13 protein-coding genes are annotated in these 19,023 nt (G+C 37.9%); 7 read left to right on the plus strand and 6 right to left on the minus strand.

The annotated features are described in order from the left end of the window. Positions 1-4: 4 nt before the first annotated feature. A complete protein-coding gene (locus ACN1CD_RS11960) occupies positions 5-1,042 on the plus strand; it encodes a hypothetical protein (protein WP_419130623.1) in 1,038 nt (345 codons plus the stop codon). A 492-nt stretch (positions 1,043-1,534) separates the two neighbouring features. Here the strand turns inward: ACN1CD_RS11960 and ACN1CD_RS11965 are convergent, their stop codons facing one another. The 3 genes from ACN1CD_RS11965 to ACN1CD_RS11975 all read right to left on the minus strand — a co-directional run bounded on the left by ACN1CD_RS11965 (position 1,535) and on the right by ACN1CD_RS11975 (position 7,499). Further along, positions 1,535-2,866 (minus strand): Gfo/Idh/MocA family protein, encoded by a 1,332-nt coding sequence (locus ACN1CD_RS11965; protein ID WP_419130624.1) that lies wholly within the window; start codon positions 2,864-2,866, stop codon positions 1,535-1,537. A 1,035-nt stretch (positions 2,867-3,901) separates the two neighbouring features. Continuing rightward, positions 3,902-4,459, minus strand: coding sequence for a hypothetical protein (locus ACN1CD_RS11970; protein ID WP_419130625.1), 558 nt, complete (start codon positions 4,457-4,459; stop codon positions 3,902-3,904). A 256-nt stretch (positions 4,460-4,715) separates the two neighbouring features. After that, on the minus strand, positions 4,716-7,499 hold the full coding sequence (locus ACN1CD_RS11975) for a S8 family peptidase (RefSeq protein ID WP_419130626.1): 2,784 nt from the start codon (positions 7,497-7,499) through the stop codon (positions 4,716-4,718). 161 nt (positions 7,500-7,660) lie between these two features. On the opposite strand from ACN1CD_RS11975, the gene ACN1CD_RS11980 reads away from it, so the two are divergent. Further along, complete coding sequence (locus ACN1CD_RS11980) at positions 7,661-8,494, plus strand: M57 family metalloprotease (protein WP_419130627.1); 834 nt, start codon at positions 7,661-7,663, stop codon at positions 8,492-8,494. Positions 8,495-9,237: 743 nt separating this feature from the next. On the opposite strand, the gene ACN1CD_RS11985 is transcribed toward ACN1CD_RS11980, so the two are convergent. Then, positions 9,238-11,745 carry a DPP IV N-terminal domain-containing protein gene (locus ACN1CD_RS11985; protein WP_419130628.1) on the minus strand — a complete coding sequence of 836 codons (2,508 nt, stop codon included), beginning with the start codon at positions 11,743-11,745 and terminating at the stop codon, positions 9,238-9,240. A gap of 174 nt (positions 11,746-11,919) precedes the next feature. On the opposite strand from ACN1CD_RS11985, the gene ACN1CD_RS11990 reads away from it, so the two are divergent. From ACN1CD_RS11990 to ACN1CD_RS12005, 4 genes are read left to right on the plus strand one after another with little or no spacing between them, the layout of a single operon-like run. Next, complete coding sequence (locus ACN1CD_RS11990) at positions 11,920-12,798, plus strand: polysaccharide deacetylase family protein (protein ID WP_419130629.1); 879 nt, start codon at positions 11,920-11,922, stop codon at positions 12,796-12,798. A gap of 1 nt (position 12,799) precedes the next feature. Then, positions 12,800-13,177 carry a PH domain-containing protein gene (locus tag ACN1CD_RS11995; protein ID WP_419130630.1) on the plus strand — a complete coding sequence of 126 codons (378 nt, stop codon included), beginning with the start codon at positions 12,800-12,802 and terminating at the stop codon, positions 13,175-13,177. Between the two features lie 4 nt (positions 13,178-13,181). Then, positions 13,182-14,045: a polysaccharide deacetylase family protein gene (locus ACN1CD_RS12000; RefSeq protein WP_419130631.1), complete on the plus strand. Its 864-nt coding sequence runs from the start codon at positions 13,182-13,184 to the stop codon at positions 14,043-14,045. 37 nt (positions 14,046-14,082) lie between these two features. Continuing rightward, positions 14,083-15,240 carry an RsiV family protein gene (locus ACN1CD_RS12005; RefSeq protein ID WP_419130632.1) on the plus strand — a complete coding sequence of 386 codons (1,158 nt, stop codon included), beginning with the start codon at positions 14,083-14,085 and terminating at the stop codon, positions 15,238-15,240. Between the two features lie 245 nt (positions 15,241-15,485). Here the strand turns inward: ACN1CD_RS12005 and ACN1CD_RS12010 are convergent, their stop codons facing one another. Then, positions 15,486-15,938, minus strand: a complete 453-nt coding sequence (locus ACN1CD_RS12010) for a 3-oxoacyl-ACP synthase (protein WP_419130633.1) — start codon at positions 15,936-15,938, stop codon at positions 15,486-15,488. Between the two features lie 482 nt (positions 15,939-16,420). Then, positions 16,421-16,993, minus strand: coding sequence for a nitroreductase (locus ACN1CD_RS12015; protein WP_419130634.1), 573 nt, complete (start codon positions 16,991-16,993; stop codon positions 16,421-16,423). Between the two features lie 298 nt (positions 16,994-17,291). Between ACN1CD_RS12015 and ACN1CD_RS12020 the strand changes: the two genes are divergently transcribed. Continuing rightward, entirely contained in the window at positions 17,292-18,914 is a 1,623-nt protein-coding gene (locus tag ACN1CD_RS12020; protein ID WP_419130635.1) for an ABC-F family ATP-binding cassette domain-containing protein, read from the plus strand. Positions 18,915-19,023 lie beyond the last annotated feature (109 nt).

The raw sequence follows: 19,023 nt of genomic DNA on the forward strand, positions 1-19,023 counted from the left end.
GAATATGAAACCTGATATAGTACCAAATTACTATGCATACTTCTTGAAAGTGAACGGAAAAAATTTATCTAATTCACAAAAAGAACATTTTTTCAATTGCATCAATAAGATTTATAAAAACAACTATAAGTTCATATATCGAGGTGATAAAAAAGATAAAATTCAATCAGTTTATGGCTTAACAGAGGATCGTTTCGAATATGATTTTCGCCGTTCAATCTTTGTTTTAGGCGCAAAGGCAAGTATGTTTATTGAAGGAGTATTACCTGGGGCAAATAATATAGATATTGCAGAAGCAGGCAATAATGAATTTCGCCTTATATTTAGGATGCTACACAATTTACTTCAAAGAGAATTACCCTTTGGTACAGCTAGAATTGCAATAAAAAGTTTCACAAAAACGGAAGAAGTGTTAGTAACATTTTTTCGTAATCAGGGAAATGAGTCGGTATTTATTGACATCATTAATGGGCTGGATTCACAAAAACAAATACCTATTAGAGATTATTACCTTGCTCTTTTACACCATATAAGTAAAAGCGATTACTATGCTTCGTCGTTTTTACTTAGCACTACCACTAGCTTTACCCAAGCGAATAAATTTGCTTGGAGTCACGAGAAAAAGTATAGTAATAATCCCTTGATCCTTTTCGGATGGCTTCCAGAAAAATATGAGGGGATTTTGAACGCACCTGATTCTAGAATTTTAAAAAGAAAAATTGATATGGAGGCCTTAGGATTACCATTTTATGAGAAAAGTTTTTTTCCTGGTCAGCAGGAAATTACATTAAAAGGGGGCTTATTGCCACATTACTTATTAGGATATTTACATAATAATGGCGAAGAGGAAGTGTTCGAAATTAATCCAGCATTATTTAAACAAATGATTCCTGGAACGGAGTCGAGTTGCCGATTGATCAGAGTTCTTTCCATCAACGAATACAAACTACATTATTTGGTCGATTTTTCACAGTCGGTGAGGTTAATGACCAATTCCGGCAACATCAGAAGCTATAAACCATTACTTCTACGCAGCTATTAACTCACTGAATAACTTCAAATCCTCCAATAACCACTTCAGGTTTTGTACCCTAAGGCTACTATTCACGCCACTTTTACAAAGTCCGTGCATAAATCAAAGGTCGATTATTGTTTATGCCGTGGTGTTAGTATACAATATTGCATTAATGCTATTTCAATTCTAGGTAAAAACCGTAACAAATACGTAACGAAGCAAAATTTTGCGGTTTCAATAATACCTCGTAAATTACTTTAGTAAGTCAGAAGAGCACATTTTGCCTCATAACAGGGCGGTTAGGCTACAAGACTCATAATCCTTTACTCCAGCTATTTCATTCAAGATAGCTAGTGTTTTTGTATACTTTTCATCTCATATTTCTGCGTTATATAGCAGTATAAGGGCGATTTTTACCAGATCTTCTATAAACTGGTTCGACCTTAGTACCTCTGTGAGTACATAAGGAAACAACTTTAATAGGTTGTTTCCTTATTTTATATCAATAAATTAGTCGGATCAAACTTTGGGTAAGCTGTAACCGTTGTGATACTGGGCCAGCAGGTATTTATCGTTGATCTGCTGGTCTGTAAACTGGTGTTTGGCATTGTCCCATGATAATTTTTGTCCGCTTCTGAAGGCAAGATTTCCCATTTGGGCAACGGTAGCTACATGCGCAGCATCCTGTATAGAGCAGTTCAGTTCTTCTTTTTTTCTGGATCTGACCACACTAAAGAAATTAACCATATGATTGTCTAGTCCATTATCTGATGATTTAACAAAGGGCTTGCTCACTTTATTGCCACTTACCTTTTCTTCAATAACTTCCCAGCCTTGCCTGTTGAGGATCAGTGTGCCGTTGTTACCGATATAGGCAATCCCATGGTTGCGGTTATAAGAGCCGTTATCGATGCCCATAGCAGAATCCCATACCATGTTGAACTTGTCAAATTCATATAAGGTAGTCAGCGTATCAGGAGTTTCTTCATACAGATCAGGATAAGCAAAGCGGCCACCTAATGCAGATATGGTTTTTGGTACAGGAGAATTCATACCCAGCAAGCCATAATCCAATAAATGCACGCCCCAGTCCGTCATTAACCCACCGGCATAATCCCAGAACCAGCGGAAATTGAAGTGATATCTGCTCGCATTGAATGCTCTTTTATTCGCCGGCCCAAGCCACATGGCATAATCAACGCCTGCAGGCGGTAAGGTATCCGGTACTACCGGAGCAGGTTTCATCCAGCCCTGGTAACACCATACTTTTACAGTTCTGATATTTCCCAGCTGGCCGCTCTTTACGAAATCAACAGCATCTTTAAAATGTTGCTGACTGCGTTGCCATTGACCTGCCTGTACAACCTTATTGTATTTTTCCTGCGCTTTAACCATGGTACTGCATTCAACAATAGAGTTGCCGACCGGCTTTTCAACATATACATCTTTACCTGCCTGTACTGCATGAATCATCATCAGGGCATGCCAGTGATCGGGTGTCCCGATAATTACGGCATCAACATCTTTATTATCAAGCAGTGCACGATAATCTTTATATCTTTTTACTTTTGCGGCGTCAACATTCATCGACTTTAATTCGGCCATCCTTTCATCAAGCACATTGGCATCACTGTCACACAGGGCGATCAGGTTTACCCCCGGTACTTTGAGGGCCGCTTTGAGGTCAGACCATCCCATGCCTTTGATTCCTATCACACCAATATTGATTTGGTCGTTTGCGCCAATAGTCTTATTAAAAAGAGCATAGGCAGGATTGTCTAAAGCAGAAAGCATGGCAGTGGTTCCCACTGCGGTTGCAGCGTAGTTGAGGAATTTTCTACGGTTTAACATTTAGTTTAATTTACGGTTCATACTAAAAGTAAATTACAAAATAATTAGTGGAGCATCCAAAATATATCGTTAAAATCAATAAGAATGTTACCCATATCTGTGTCCTTTATAGAGCGTGATCCCATCCTGTTATTCCATAACGCGATGGGCAAGAATAGGCTGTTTGGCAAACTTGATCACCTCAATGGTCGGAAAACTGAAATCTTTCCTCACTTTACCCAGGATAAGGCAACATCCTGTTCCACGGAAGGGTTAGAATGGCGTATTATTCGGAAAATGGGTGGTATCAAAGAAATTTCCAACTGCATTCAGGAAAGTGTCAAACCACATTTTTTACTGATTTTGGTACGCACTGTTTTTTTAAATACATACAGACCTACGGATGCGGATCACCGTTAGGTTTTTCAATGACGAATGTGCTCAGTATCAACGCAGATTTGAAGGCCATTTCTTTGCGCAAGTCATCGATGTTTAGATCTCCTTTTTTCACATCTAAAGCCAAAGCTATCACTTCACCTACTGTCACACCACTTTTGTTTTACCCCGGTTGTAAAAATCAAAGTCGCCCAATTTACCGGAAAAACTGATCATTCCATTTAATGTGGCCATAATATTGAGTATATTAGCATAAGCAAAGGAATGATCAATTAAATATAGTATTTTCCCTCTTTTTAAATTGCATTCATGAGCTCGCTGAAAAGCTCGGTTTTGTTAAACTTTTTATCAAGAAAATGTTTAGAGCCCTTCGGCGGCTAGCCGAGGCAAGGATGAAGTAGATGACGAAATGGTTGGTGAGCCACCTAGCCATGGGTTCAGTGTCTCACCAATAAAAAGGCTTTGTCCCGCAGATCAGAATGATCAGCGCAGATTTTAACTTTCGCTTCTGCGGAAATCACCAAAATCTGCGGGAAAATTATTTTAGTCATGCCGATTCATCTGGATTCGATATACAGTAATCTTATATTTCATCTATCGTCTCACGGACAAAAAAACTAATCCCTGTAAATTCAAAGTAATAAATAGATTAAAAGTGATTTAAGAAACCAATGTTCCTCTAGCTCTCCGTTTACTTACATTTATAGCTCTTTCTATTCGTGGCCGATTGTATCGCTGAAGCAAAATTGGGTATAAATGAAATAAGATATTCAAGATTAACAACGACAATGATTTGAGCATTCCGAATTTTAAGGCAACAAAAACATTGAAACCAAATACGATAATCAAAAGAATTAAATGTCCTAATTCAGATTGTTTTGTTTGGTAGTGAAGGTGCATTAAGGCTTTGGTATTCCTTTCTATAGGGTTGGCCTTTCTGATCAATTTTTCCCAGCCAGTCCAAACTAATAATTTTCTGAAAAAATTTACGCCAAAAGACTCATAGATTTTGCCTCTTCTTTCCCATGCTTTTTCGTTGAAATAGCTTGATGTAAGCGGGCTTTTTAATGTTTCAGTAAATAATAGTGCACTCCCCATCAACATGAAGTTAAGCGCCCATGCGAATGCAAAACTTTCTATCTTTAGAAATTTAATAAGCGCACAAGTTACGGCAATGGTAACTATGACAATTAAAACTAAAATTGCGGCTTTTTTCATTTGCTTATCAACATTAGGCCTTTAAAATTGATCAATACAACGGTTTTATATTTTGTAATTGCATCATTTGGGATGCCTTAAATACATTAAAATATATATAAGCATTTGAAGTGAAGAGATGGAGCATGATGGTTAAATCTAGTATCCACAAGATATTAATTTTCATTTGAATATTAATAAAAAACAAACGTTGTTATCTCTTATCTGCACGAAGGTTTTGAATCTGAATACCGTTCCATATCAACTATTCTGGCAACTATCTTTTAATCAGCTTAAATTTCTTTACTTGTTCGCCATTTTTAACAATTACCCCAACGTAAATACCGGTAGTAAGTGCTGTTAAACCAAAACGATTGGTACTCGCAGCTTTCTCTTCGAATACCTTTTGCCCTAAAATATTGAATATAGATAGGCTGTAATCTTCAAAAGATCCACTTAAGATGGTTAAATAATCAGTTACAGGGTTGGGGTAAAATGAAAATTCATTCTCTTTAAGGAAAGTCGCCGAAACCAGATCACTCACAATATTTCCATTCACTGTTTCAAAAGTTACCCGGTAAAACTGTATTCCAGGTTTAGGTTTATCATCAAAAATAGCATAATCGAGAACGTTATTTACTGGCTTGGTTTGCTGCAAAACGGTATACGTATTTACACCCGTTTGTTTCTCCCAGATAATGTTTTTGATATCTAATGTGGTCCCGATACTGAGGTCGAGTCTAATTTTATCATCGGCTGTGGTGGAAGCAAGCAGACTTCTGGTATAGCAGGCAACACCTTGTTGGGTATAATCGATAGTGTAACTCTTCAAGCCCGTAAAGCCTGTACCATTTGCCGCAACTGCATAATATTTACTGGCAATACTGTTCATATCCAGTTTAATTAAGGTATCAGCCACCGTTAAAACCGACGATAATACATTATTAATAATGCTGTAAACGGTATAATCTTTGGCACCAACTTGCGGATTCCAGCTTAAAACCAATCCATCTTTACATACATAGCCCACTTTTAATTCCCTGGGCGAGGAAATAATGAAACTCTGGCTAGTAAAAACAGCACCGCCCACTTCCATTTTAATAATAGCTTTCGAAAATAAATCTGGTGCGCCCCAATTGTAAAATCCTTTAGTTAAATCCACATTCGAATCAATCACTTTCCAGCTGATGCCATCATCGTAACTCACAGAAAGTTTACCAGTTTTTTCAGGATAGGTATTTTCCCACCGGATGTAATTATCCTCTCTCCCAAAAAAGTAGACCTCTTTGCCGGGCGTAATAAAAGAGAAGGTATTTTTATATTTGTATTGATAAGCCAGCGCGAAATTCTGCTGCGTACCTTGTGTAATGCGTTCGCCTTTTACATGGATTTTAAAATTCCCTGCTACCGGATTTTCAATGCTCACCTGCTGAATATTATTGATCAGATCTACTTTTCTTATTGCAGGCAAGGCAATCGAATCCAAATTAGATGCGCTGCTCAACACCCAAGGCAATGTAACCGATCCCGAAGGACTTTCGAGGCTTAAATCCAAGCCATTCACCAAACTTTGGGCGGCATTTACCGCAGCAGCCGGGTCATTCCAGGTAATGGTTAGTTTAGCTTCAGCAACATTTGCTGGAATAGTTAGTGGAATGATTAGATCTTGCCCTTTTGCTGCGCTATATAATGCAACTCGATTTTCATTGAGGGTTTTTAACGACTGGGCTACATTCAACTTCCCATAACCAAAAATATAGTCTACCTGTGGCGTTCCCAAATCATCAGCTGAGTTTATTAGCGCTGCCCTGATTAACGAAGCGGATGGCGCTTTCGAAAACTTTTGGCGATAAAATTGCTCCAGCAAGGCAATGGAACCACTACTAATTGCGGCAGAACCTGATGTTCCATCTTCGCCTAAGGCTACGAGCTCAGGTTTTACGCGGCCATCATAAGCCGGACCTTTACTACTCTGATTTTCTGAAAGGTTTTCGCGGTTAATCCCTCCTATCACCAACAGGTTTTTGGCTTGTTTAAAGTTTCCGGTTAAGTTCGCTCTTCCTGTTAAGCCCTGATAAAAACCACCAGCTGGCGTTTGTGTACCACTATTTCCTGCAGAAAAAACATGAATCAGCGTATCAGTTTCAAAAACTTGTTGATCATATGCAGCGGCTTCTATTCCATAATTATTGTCTATTCCAGTTCCATACGAATGATTTTGTACCCGAATCTGCAAGCGATTTAAATCTGAAACCGGATCTGGCAATAAATTCACAAAGCTAGAAAAGGCCAGCTTTGCATTTGGTGCAGCGCCGAGCCCACGAATAAAAGAATTACCATTTCCCAACGCCAGTGTGGCCATACTCGTGGCGTGAGAAGTTGCTGTACCGCTGGTAACTGCACCAGGAACCGTTTTGCCAAGAAGATCCAGATCGGTTAAGTCGTACATCCCTTCTTTAAAGGAAATATTAATGCCCGTACCATCAATCCCGGGAAATAAACTCCGGGCATTCGTAATCTGATTCAAGCTGAGATCCAGCCCATTAATAACCACTTCCTGTTTGGCAACAGGGAGAATATCAGCATAAATAATCTCCTCTTCGGTAAGTATCGAAGTTAAATCATCAGCGGTAATATAAATAGTATAAATAGCATGCTGCTGATCGATTGACTTAATTTTTAACGGCTTTAAAAACTCTGGCTGCACAATACTACTCTTAACAGCCAATCTCACAGTGATAGAATCGCTTTTTTTGCTTTTATTGAGGAGTTGCGCTAAGCCATCACTGGCTTTCCAAAGGCCATTAGCCTCAACCTGATAAACAACACCCTGAGAAAGATTAGAAATATTTGCTTTACTAACGATAAAATAATCGGCAGTAAGTTGCTTTTTAGGATGTAAACTCCTGATTTCAGTTGGTGTTAACTGATGATCAAACCTAACTAACAGGACATCATTTACGTGTAAATCTGTCTTTTTTTTGTTGGCAGAAATAAATTTTTGCACTTTTTTTTCTACTCCACCAGGTTGTCCTTGTGCATTTAAACGTAATACGCACACACAAAGGAATATAATTAAATATACAGTATTGACTCTCAAAAAATATTTTCTTGTAAAATTTTGTTTACATCATAAATCTTCTCTAAATTAGCATTTATAAGGTAATTCACAAATTATATTAACTAACTTATCTATTTGTTCCCAATTAAATCTAAACTAAAATGAAAAAAACCAAATTTTTATCAGTAGCAGCAGCATGTTTACTGTTCACAACTTTATACTCTTGTAAGAGTAATGATACAGAAACTGTGGCCGAAAATAAAACTGATATTTCTACAGCAACCCTAGAAAAAGTTAAATCTTTAGGCTTCAGCACTGAAAATATCCGTAAAATTGATGAAGGCTATTTAGTTGAAGGAGATATTCTTTTAACTGATGCTAATTTAACTGAAGCTGCTTCAGGTGCTAACTTAAATATTGCTGAAACTGAGCAATACCGAACCACCAATGTGGTAAGATCATTACCTCGTGTAATCACTGTATCTATTACTAATTTACCTCAGGTATATAGTGATGCCGTAAACACCATGATATCTAGATATAACTCTTTGGGTTTACGTATTACTTTCCAAAGAGCAGCTGCAGGCACAACCGGCAATATTAATGTGGTTGGTTTTAACGAAGCACCAAGTGGTGGATTCATCACTTTAGGTTCAGCAGGTTTCCCTACTTCATCGGGTAACCCTTATAACCAGATCAGAATGAATACCAATGCTGCTGCTTATGGTGCTAACCCGAACTTATTGTATCTTGCTTCTGTGATCCAGCACGAAGTAGGTCACTGTATCGGTTTCCGTCACACAGATTATATGAACCGTGCATTTAGCTGTGGCGCAAGTGGTGCAGGAAACGAAGGTGCATCAAACGTTGGAGCTGTACTAATACCAGGAACTCCATCTACTCCAGATGCTGCTTCTTTTATGTTAGCTTGCTCTAACGGTGGTAACCGCACATTCAATTCTAATGATGTTGTTGCATTAAACTACATTTACTAACCAAAGACCAATTGTGAATTACCTTATTAAGCGCTCCGAATAATTTCGGAGCGCTTTTTTGTTAAAACAAATTATTGCTGAAGACAAATATCCAGTTTTAATCGGCCAGCTCTTTGATAAACTTGCCATTAGTACTGTACCAAACATTAACATCTGGTGTGCCTTCAATACCTACCCAAGCTCAGGATGACAACCGTTTTAACCCACCGTTTATGTGATGCCCCAAAAACCAATTCACATTAAGAAACCTCATAGATCTAATGAAGCACCATGCTATTTCCACCTCGCTATCCGGCCTAGGAAATGATGGAAGGAGAAGCCGTTGAAATTTTTGTACCAACGTTCAAATCCCCCCAAGCCAGGGTAGCGCGAACGGCTCTTAAAACAAATCTTCATTATAAACCAAATCGAGCCCTTGCGCTACCGTCATCTAAATTTCGACGAGCTAATTCAACATCAGGTCCAAGCCTTGAGTTTTGCTTCTTTTTGTCAAGAAAAAGAAGATAGCCATTCGGCGGCCAGCCGAGGCAAGCCAAGTGATGGGTAAAATGGTTGGTGAGCCACCACACTATGGGTTCGTTGATGACAAATCACAATGCAAAACAAAATTTTTCGTAGCTAAAAATTGAAAATCATATTAAACCATATGTACTGAATCAAGTTCAGGATAAAGACCGTTTTAACCCACCATTCATGGAAGATCAAAAATCTCAGCTATAAAATAATTCATGAACTATAATCATTTATTTTCCTGTTTGTTCTATATCTCTATCCATCTCTACCAAATCGACATCGCTTGGCTCGGAGAAATCGCCAATCAGGTATTTATTGAAATGATCCGCTAATTTCCAGAAGGCATATTCCGTCATATCGCCGAAACCATGTCGCTGCCCAGGAATAATGAGAAAATCAAAGCGTTTTCCAGCTTTCATCAGCGCATTTGCCACGCGAATAGAATTGGCCGGGTGAACGTTATTATCTACATCGCCATGCATTAACAATAAATGTCCTTTTAAATTCTTCGCCAGATCTGGGTTTTTATCAATACTATATTTAAATGAAGTATCTCCTTTTAAAGAAATGGTTTCTTTCACCCCATGATGTTTTTCGCTCCACCATCGATTATAAATACTGTTATCGTGGTTGCCTGCATTTGATACTGCTACTTTAAAGAAATCAGGATAAACCAACATGGCCGCTGTAGACATGAAACCGCCACCCGAGTGACCTGTAATACCTACCTTTGATTCATCAATAAATGAATATTTGGCCGCCAATTGCTCTATCGCTGTTTTCTTATCGGCCAGGCCGTAATCGCGCAAATTTCCATAGCCGTAAGTATGATACCATTTCGAACGCGATGGATTGCCACCACGGTTTCCAACCGTAATTACAATATATCCAAACTGCGCTAAACGCTCTGTACGATCCATACTTTTACTAAAAGCCTTGTTAACCGCCTCTGTTTGAGGGCCTGGATAAACATATTCTATAATCGGATACTTTTTATTCGGATCAAAATCAAAAGGTTTGTACATTACACCGTACAAATCGGTAATCCCATCATCTGCCTTCACTTTAAATGGCTCCGGATATTTGTAACCCGCAGCAATTAATAGCGAAAGATCTGTAGTTTCCAGCTCCATTACTTTTTTTCCACTTCTGTCATAAAGTGTAGACTTTGGCGCGGTGTTCACCCTCGAATAATTATCAACAAAAAAGGTATTATTATCATTTAAGAAAGCAGCATGATCAAAATCGCCGGCGTTAAGCAGTTTCATGTTAGAACCATCGAAGTTGATGCTGTATAAATGCAGGTAATATGGATCTTCTTTAGCCTCTCTCCCGTTTGCTGTAAAATAGAGCACGCGGTTTTTCTCATCAATGTTAACAATGCTTTCGCAATGAAAAGCACCTTTTGTTATTTGATTTTTGAGTTTGCCATTGCCATCAAAAAGATAAAAATGTGCCCAACCGTCGCGCTCGCTCCAGTGGATTAATTCTTTCCCATCATTCACCAATCCAGGGCGATTCACTTCTACATAGGTATTAAAGCGCTCATCTATAATAGGTGTAACTTTCCCCGTAGTAATATCAACAGTAGCAATGTCAATACGCTTCAAATCACGACTGGTACGTGAGAAATAAAAGCGATTATCATTACCCAACCATACTGAAGGGCGAAATTCGTTATCGCGATCTTTAGCCAATACGGGCTTGCTCCACACCGAAATACTTTGATCTTTAAATGCCGAAACATTTAGTTTTTTGTAAGATTTAGCAGCAAAATCGAAAAGCAAAACCTCGTCTTGTGGTGCCTCAGCCTCGCCGGGCATTTGATACTTGTATGTTTCTAAAGTTGGGCGCCCGGGCGTTACACTATTAATTACCCAGAGATCTTTTACCTTGCGGGAATCGGTTCTATCTAAAACGAAGAATTTCGAATTTGGCGACCAAAGCACATAAGCGCCTCTTCTCTTTTTATTGTTTTTTTCGTTTTCTACATTGTTTTCGCCATCACCATCGCTGCCGTAAGAGTAAAACTTAATACCATCTTTTGTAAGCTGATGCTCTACAATGGTGCTGTCTTCCTCATTTTTAACAGCCTTTTTGTAATTCTCTTTATCCATCCAATATAAATTGTAATTACGCGAGAACACGATAGCGGATGAATCCGGAGCAACAGAACCCCAGCTTGGTTTTGGTTTGGGCTTGCTAAAATTCGGCACCTCAGTTAATTTTGCAGCGGCCAGTTCATATTTAAAAGAATAAATTTTCTTCTGCATAGAATCGGCCGCTTTTTTATCTTTCCTATCTGGCTTTGATTCATCAACAGAACTTTTTACTTCGAATGAAATACTTTTTTCATCTGCGGCAAATTTTAAGTTTTCCAAAGGCAGATGTTCGGCATCAAACGGATCGCGAACAATTAAGGTAATCTCTGCCGCTAACCTGGCATTATCAAAGATTTGCTTCTTGGTTTTTGCAGCAGGATCTACCAAATACCAGAATTTCCCCTTCGGACTTTCGAAAGTGTACCAGAAACGGTTACTTAATTTTAACCAGTGCGGATCAACCGACGTTGCATACACCATCTTTTTCAGTTTATTTGGAGAAAAACGTGATGCCAGTTGATAATTAGCCTTTGGTTGGGCCTGAATATTTTCGGTTAGGGTAAAAGTTTTGGTTTGTGCAGCAACAGTTAGCGACAGCAACTGCGCACAAAAGAATAATTTGTAAATTTTGTTCATTAAGAAGGGTTTGGAGCGGCTAAATTATTTAATTAAAGCCAATTAAATCTGCTAAAATGTGTAATAAAAACGTTATTCAGTAATATTTTATGTTAGTAAATATTTATCAACACCAGTTATTTGCTAAGCAATTATTTGATAGAATTTATAGTTTTGCACTCATATATATTTACTATGAAATACAGCGTACTTACCATAATAGCAACAAGTGTAATTTTATTGACAAGTTGCCAGTCAGAATCATCACCAGAAACTTCGAATGTTACAGATTCTTCAGCAAAAGCAAACACCACAACATCTTCAGCAACTACACCTGTTGATGTTTCAAAAATAAAAGTAGCTGATGCTAAAACCATTTTGGCCCGTAAACAAGTACCTATTCTGTGCTACCACCAGGTAAGAAACTGGAAACCTACTGATGGTAAGGTTGGGAAAGATTACATCGTTGAAATTCAGAATTTTAAGGATCAGATGAAAATGCTGGCTGATAGTGGCTACCATACCATTCTGCCAGATCAGCTTTATGCCTATTTAAATACTGGCGCAGCATTACCAAGCAAACCCATCATGCTTACTTTTGATGATACTGACCTGGATCAGTTTACGATTGTAAATCCAACATTGAAAAAGCTGGGTTACAAAGCAGTGTATTTCATCATGACTGTTTCTATTGGTAGAAAAGGAAAATTTGTTGATTATATGAGCAGCGATCAAATTAAACAACTGTCAGATGAAGGAAACATCATCGGCTCACATACTTACGACCATAAAAATTTCAAAAAATATGCAGGTAAAGATTGGGAGGAACAGTTAGATAAACCAACTAAAAGGCTGGAAGAAATTACAGGCAAAAAGATGACGGAGTTTGCTTATCCGTTTGGGCTATGGAATGCCGAAGGTATTCCTGAATTAAAAAAGCGTGGTTTCAGAATGGCTTTTCAACTCTCAACCAAGCGTGATGAAAGGGATCCTTTATTTACCATTCGCAGAATTATTGCAAGTGGTTACTGGAGTCCGAAAACATTGAGTAACAGCATTAAAAATAGTTTTTAAAATGGGATTATTTTCGGCATTACTTGGAAATGCAGGCGCAGTTGACCAGGAAGATTTAATTAAGCAATATGGCACCTTATTAATTGATGGTGAACAGATTGAATTGGGTTTTAAATTAATTCGTGATACTTTTATTTTTACGAATAAAAGATTAATACTAATTGATAAGCAAGGCATTACGGGCAATAAAACTGAATATAAAAGCATTGTTTATAAAGCAATTACAAGATTTAGCGTAGAAACTGCCGGGACTTTTGATTTAGATGCGGTATTAAAAATCTGGATCTCTAACGAACCCATCCCCAGTATTGAAAAGCAGTTTAATAAATCGGTGGATGTTTACCAGGTTCAAAAAATATTAGCACAACACGTACTCTAATAACATGATGAAACGATTTCTAGCCATTACTGCTATTCTTCCGGCTCTGTTTACCGCCTGTCATTCAGATTCTAAAAGCAAAAAAGCTGAAAATTCAGCGGTTGCAAAAACTGAAGTGATTGATACAATAAAACAAAAACCTGCAGATGCCAAAGCCATTCTGGCTAAACGCGAGGTGCCTGTTTTATGCTATCATCAGATTAGAAATAATATAGCCAGCGATAGTAAAAGGGCTCATGATGACATTATTGCTCCAGATAAATTTAGGGAACATATGAAAATGCTGGCTGATAGTGGCTACCATACTATTTTGCCAGATCAATTGTATAATTACCTGGTTTTTGATGCCAAACTACCGGAAAAACCAATAATCATTTCTTTTGATGATACGGATGAAGATCAATTTACGATCGGAAATGCTACGTTGAAAAAATATGGGTTTAAAGGCGTTTATTTCATCATGACGGTTTCTATCGGGAGAAAAGGCAGGATTAGTTACATGACTAAGGAGCAGATTAAACAGCTAGCTGATGAAGGCAATACCATCGCGAGCCATACGTATGATCATAAAAATTTTGCTCAGTTTACCGATGAAGACTGGAAAACACAAATCGATGATCCCACCAAAAAGCTGGAGCAAATTACTGGTAAAAAGATAGAATACTTTGCTTACCCATATGGCGTTTACAAAGCCTCTACTTTGCACAAATTAAAGGAACACGGTTTTAAAGCCGCTTTTATTCTTTCTACCGCCAGAGATGAAACTTATCCGCTTTATACCATTCGGAGAATCATAGACCCGGGAAGATACACGGCTAAAAACCTTTATTACAGCATTAATAAGAGCTTTAATAAAACAAAATCATAAATTAACTGTCAAGTATTAGTCGCGACTAATCGAATCTATGAAAAAGCATTTATTATTTCTATTCCTCCTATCAGCTGTAATTACCGCTTGTAACAATACCAAAAGTGATTCCACGACATCAAATGTAAAAACTGCTACAAAGCAAACGCTTACGGGTAATTTTTACAAGCGCCTGGAAGGAACGATTGCAGGTAAACCTGTTGTAATGCACTTGCAAAGACTCAACGGCGACATCGACGGCGATTATTATTACGATGGTTCCTGGTTAAATTTATCAACTGATACTGTGATTGGTCAGGATGGTTTGGTGCTTGCAGAGTATAGCTTTTACAATTCTTATTTTGAGCAAGACGCGAAAGAACCACGCATTTCTTTAAAATGGACGGGTAATGGTTTCAAAGGAACCTGGAAAAGTGGCGATGGAAGTAAAAGTTTCCCGGCAATTTTAGAGGAGAAATATCCTGAAGGCAGCTACCAGTTTACCACGGGTATTTATCAGGATTCAGTAAAAGCTTATCCAAATAAAGCAGATTCGCCAATTGCTCAAATTACTTTCGAGTACTTAAAAGCAACAAATACAGATGATGCGGGCAATTGGCTCAACATTCAACTTAAAAAAATATCTGGATTAAAACCAAATGTAGATCGTGAAATTAGCTTTAAAGCCATTTCTGCTGCCTATTTAAAAGATTATAGTGCTGAGGTTGCCAGCCAGCAGCAAGATGATAGAAGCGATGGCGAAGATGCCTGGCTGAATTACAGCAATAACAGTCAGCAATCGGTTTTATATAATGATAACGACTTCGTGGTGATTGATTTCCTGGCTGATGCCTATACTGGTGGCGCTCATGGAAATTATAGCAGCCTGATGTATTGCCTGGATGTTAAAAATAAAAAACAAATGGTTTTGAGTGATATTGTAAAGATTGACTCCAATAACCTGCAAAAATTGCTGGAGCAGAATTTAAGGAAACAATATAATGTCAAGGCTAACGAAAGTATAAACAAAGTTTTGTTTGATGATTTTTTAAAGCCGAATAAAAATTTCTACTTCAATGCTAAAGGTTTAGCGTTTATGTATAATCCTTATGAAGTGGCGAGCTATGCGCAAGGGCAAATTGTTGTTTTTATTCCTTTTAATGAATTAAGGGCTTATTTGGTTCCTGCCTTTGCAGAAAGAATTGGTGTGAAATAAATCCACTGGTGAAGTTTACAAGGCCTACAGCAAAGGAAAACTTCGCCAGTTTCAACAAAATTCTCTTAAGACTGACGAAATTCTTCTAACACACAGTCCATTGAAATTTCGTAAGTCGAATGATTTAACTTGCGAAGTTTACAAGGCCTATAGCAAAGGAAACTTCGTCAGTTTCAACAAAACTCTCTTAAGACAGACGAAATTTTTCAACCAAACATTCCATTGAAATTTCGTAAGTCGAATGATTAAAGAATTTCCTTCACTAAATATTTATTACCGTTAAAGCTCAACTCATCTCCTATTTTTGCACCAACAAACGCCCTTCCGATTGGCGCAGCTTGCGATACTGCAATGAATTTTTGACCATCGACGTTTAATTCGCCTGCACTAATGCTGATATAAAAATTTCCATTCGAGGTTAAAACCAGGCTACCATTTTTAACTTCTTTGGCTGCATCTACATTTTCAATTTGTTGAAGTGCGATTTTTTGCTGCCCGGCTTCATACAATAACTTGCTGTTGCGATCCATTTCTTGCTGCATCATTTCTCGCGTAGTTTCGTACTTATCGCCAGCACTGCTTTTGGTATCGTCATTAGATGCCTGACGGGCTTGCAACATGGAATATTCGATATTTTCTATTCTGTTTTGAATAAAATTTAAGCAAAGCTGATAAAGTTGAGATTTTAAGGTAGACATAGGTAGTGATGTAAGATGGATAAGGGAAGATGTGAAATAGTTGATGGAAAATGTGTTAGATGGATAATGGGAAATGGATGATCGCTAATGGGAAATGGGATTATTTGCGCAACGATAAAGCTTGATTCAGAATCGATTTTATCTTTTCTTCTTGAAGATCTTCGAGGGGATTAATTAATAAAATTTTCATTCGGGCTCTTTTCTCTTATAGCAAATCTTCGTGTTCAATCTTATTTCCATCAACGAAACCTATGTAGGGGCTGATGGAGTTTTTTGTGGATCCAAAGATAGGCGAACATTTTGCCTTTATGGTAATAAAATAGCATTCCATATTTCCAGTGTTCAGTTACCTCTGCACAAGCCATTAAAAGCGACTTAAATATTGCAGAAACGGATAACGTACAATGTTAAATGGAATTGAACAGACTCCAGACTTTGAACTCAATACTTGATACTCGATACTTAATACTCCAAACTCAAAACTACCCTTCTATCCAGTTCACTTTTTCTTCCATAGCAGTTCGATTGGGTATCCAGGGTTTTTCATTATGATAGCCCATATAAAACAAGCCGATGCATTTTTCATTTTCTTTTAAGCCTAAAAAATCGCCCAAATCATCAATTAATGGTGGAGAGCTCCAGTAGGCACCAACCTTAAGGCTTTCGGCTGTTAAAGCCATGTTTTGAACCGCACAGGAAACTGCTGCCAGTTCTTCCCATTCCGGAATTTTACCACTAACCGCCATGTTGATCGCGATAATACAATCAGATTGACTTGTTTTTTCGGCAAAGCTATCGTACTTTTTTTGAAGAAACTGGTGCGACGGAACCAGGTCTTTATATAATCTGCCTAGCTCCTCGCCCAACTTTGCCAGGCCAGCTTTTCTAATCACTGTAAAGCGCCAGGGTTGGGTTAATTTATGTGTAGGTGCGTAGTTTGCGGTTTCCAGAATCTGATTAATCACTTCAACTGGAATTTCTTTTTTTATATAACTGGCCGGGAATATACTGCGGCGTTCTTTTATTACTTGTGATATGATATCGTAATTACTCATTTTGTAAAAATAGTTAAAAGCTGAAAGACTAAAGTGGCCAGCTAAAGCCAAATTTAATAAAAGCACTTAGAACCGTCTAAAAGTTAAAAGCTGAAAGGCTAAAGATAAAAGACTACTGTTAATTTCAAACAAATTATAAGTTAGTAACCTCAAGTAAAAAGATTGCAGTGAAAGCGGGACAGCTTAAGCCATATCATACTGAACGATCATTTTCAAATTTAAAACTGATCACTAAACCAACTATAGACTTTTGACTTCGGACTATAAACCCTATCTTTGCGGCTTATTTATTTATAGTATGATTTCAGTTTCTAATTTATCTTTACGCTACGGCAAACGCACATTATTTGAAGATGTTAACTTAAAATTTACTCAGGGCAATTGCTATGGTGTAATTGGGGCTAATGGCGCAGGTAAATCTACTTTCCTTAAAATTTTGTCAGGAGAAGTTAACCAGACATCAGGGAGTGTTGCTTTTACTCCGGGCGAAAGGATGGCGGTTTTAAAACAAAACCACTACGAATTTGATGAAGTTTCGGTACTTGAAACTGTGATGATTGGCCATAAAGAACTTTATGCCATCATGAAGGAGAAAGATGCCATTTACATGAAGGAAGATTTTACTGAGAAAGACGGCGAACGCGCTGGTGAATTGGAAAATATCTTCGCTGAAATGGATGGATGGAATATGGAAAGCAATGCGGCAACCATGTTGAGTAACCTTGGCATTACTGAAGATAATCACCATAAACTGTTAAAAGAATTAGATAACACGCAAAAAGTACGTGTGTTATTGGCCCAGGCGTTATTTGGTAATCCAGATATTTTATTACTGGATGAGCCAACCAATGATTTGGACATTGAAACCATTGCCTGGCTGGAAAACTTCTTAGCTGATTACCAGAATATTGTACTGGTAGTATCTCACGACAGGCACTTTTTAGATGCCGTTTGTACCCACATTGTGGATATCGATTTCGCGAAAATGAGTATCTACACTGGTAATTATACTTTCTGGTATGAGTCTAGTCAGTTGGCGTTGAAACAACGTAGCGACCAGAACAAGAAAACGGAAGATAAGGTGAAGGAGTTACAGGAATTTATCCGCAGATTTAGTGCGAATGCATCGAAATCCAAGCAGGCAACTTCCCGTAAAAAGGCTTTAGATAAAATTGACATCACCGAAATTAAAGCATCAAGCCGTAAATACCCTGCCATTATTTTCAACAATACCGGTCGTGAGGCTGGTGACCAAATTTTGCAAGTGGACAACTTAAGTAAATCTGGTAATGATGGTATTTTATTTGATAAAATCACTTTCATGGTGAATAAAGGTGATAAAATTGCTGTTTTATCGCAAAACAGTTTGGCTACCGCAGCATTTTACGATGTGTTAACCGGTAGAACGCCAGCTGATAAAGGTGAATTTAAATGGGGTGTTACCATCAGCACTGCCGATATCCCGAATGATAACTCGGAATATTTTGCTGGCAAAGACGAGAACCTGGTTGATTGGTTACGTGAATATTCAGGAACTGAGGCTGATGAACAATTTGTAAGAAGCTTTTTAGGTCGTATGTTGTTCTCTGGCGAAGAAGTTTTAAAGAATGTAAAAGTACTTTCAGGTGGAGAAAAAATGCGTTGCATGTTCTCCAGAATGATGTTACAACAAGCCAACTTGCTGATGTTTGATGAGCCAACCAATCACCTGGATCTGGAATCTATCGAGGCATTGAATAACGGGATGAAAGATTTTAAAGGAGCTGTTTTATTTACTTCACGAGATCACCAGTTAACGGAAACCGTTGCAAACAGAATTATCGAAATTACGCCTAAAGGCACCATTGATAAGTTAATGACTTACGATGAATTTATCAATAGCGCAGATGTTGCAAAACTTCGCGAGGAGATGTATTCGTAATCGATACCATATTTTATTAATCAGCCACATGAAAATTTCATGTGGCTTTTTTTATGAGAAAAATTACCACAACTGTAGCGTTTCTGTCTCCTTAATCGTTTAACCCAAA

This window comes from Pedobacter sp. N23S346 (genome assembly GCF_048515415.1).
Classification (GTDB): domain Bacteria; phylum Bacteroidota; class Bacteroidia; order Sphingobacteriales; family Sphingobacteriaceae; genus Pedobacter.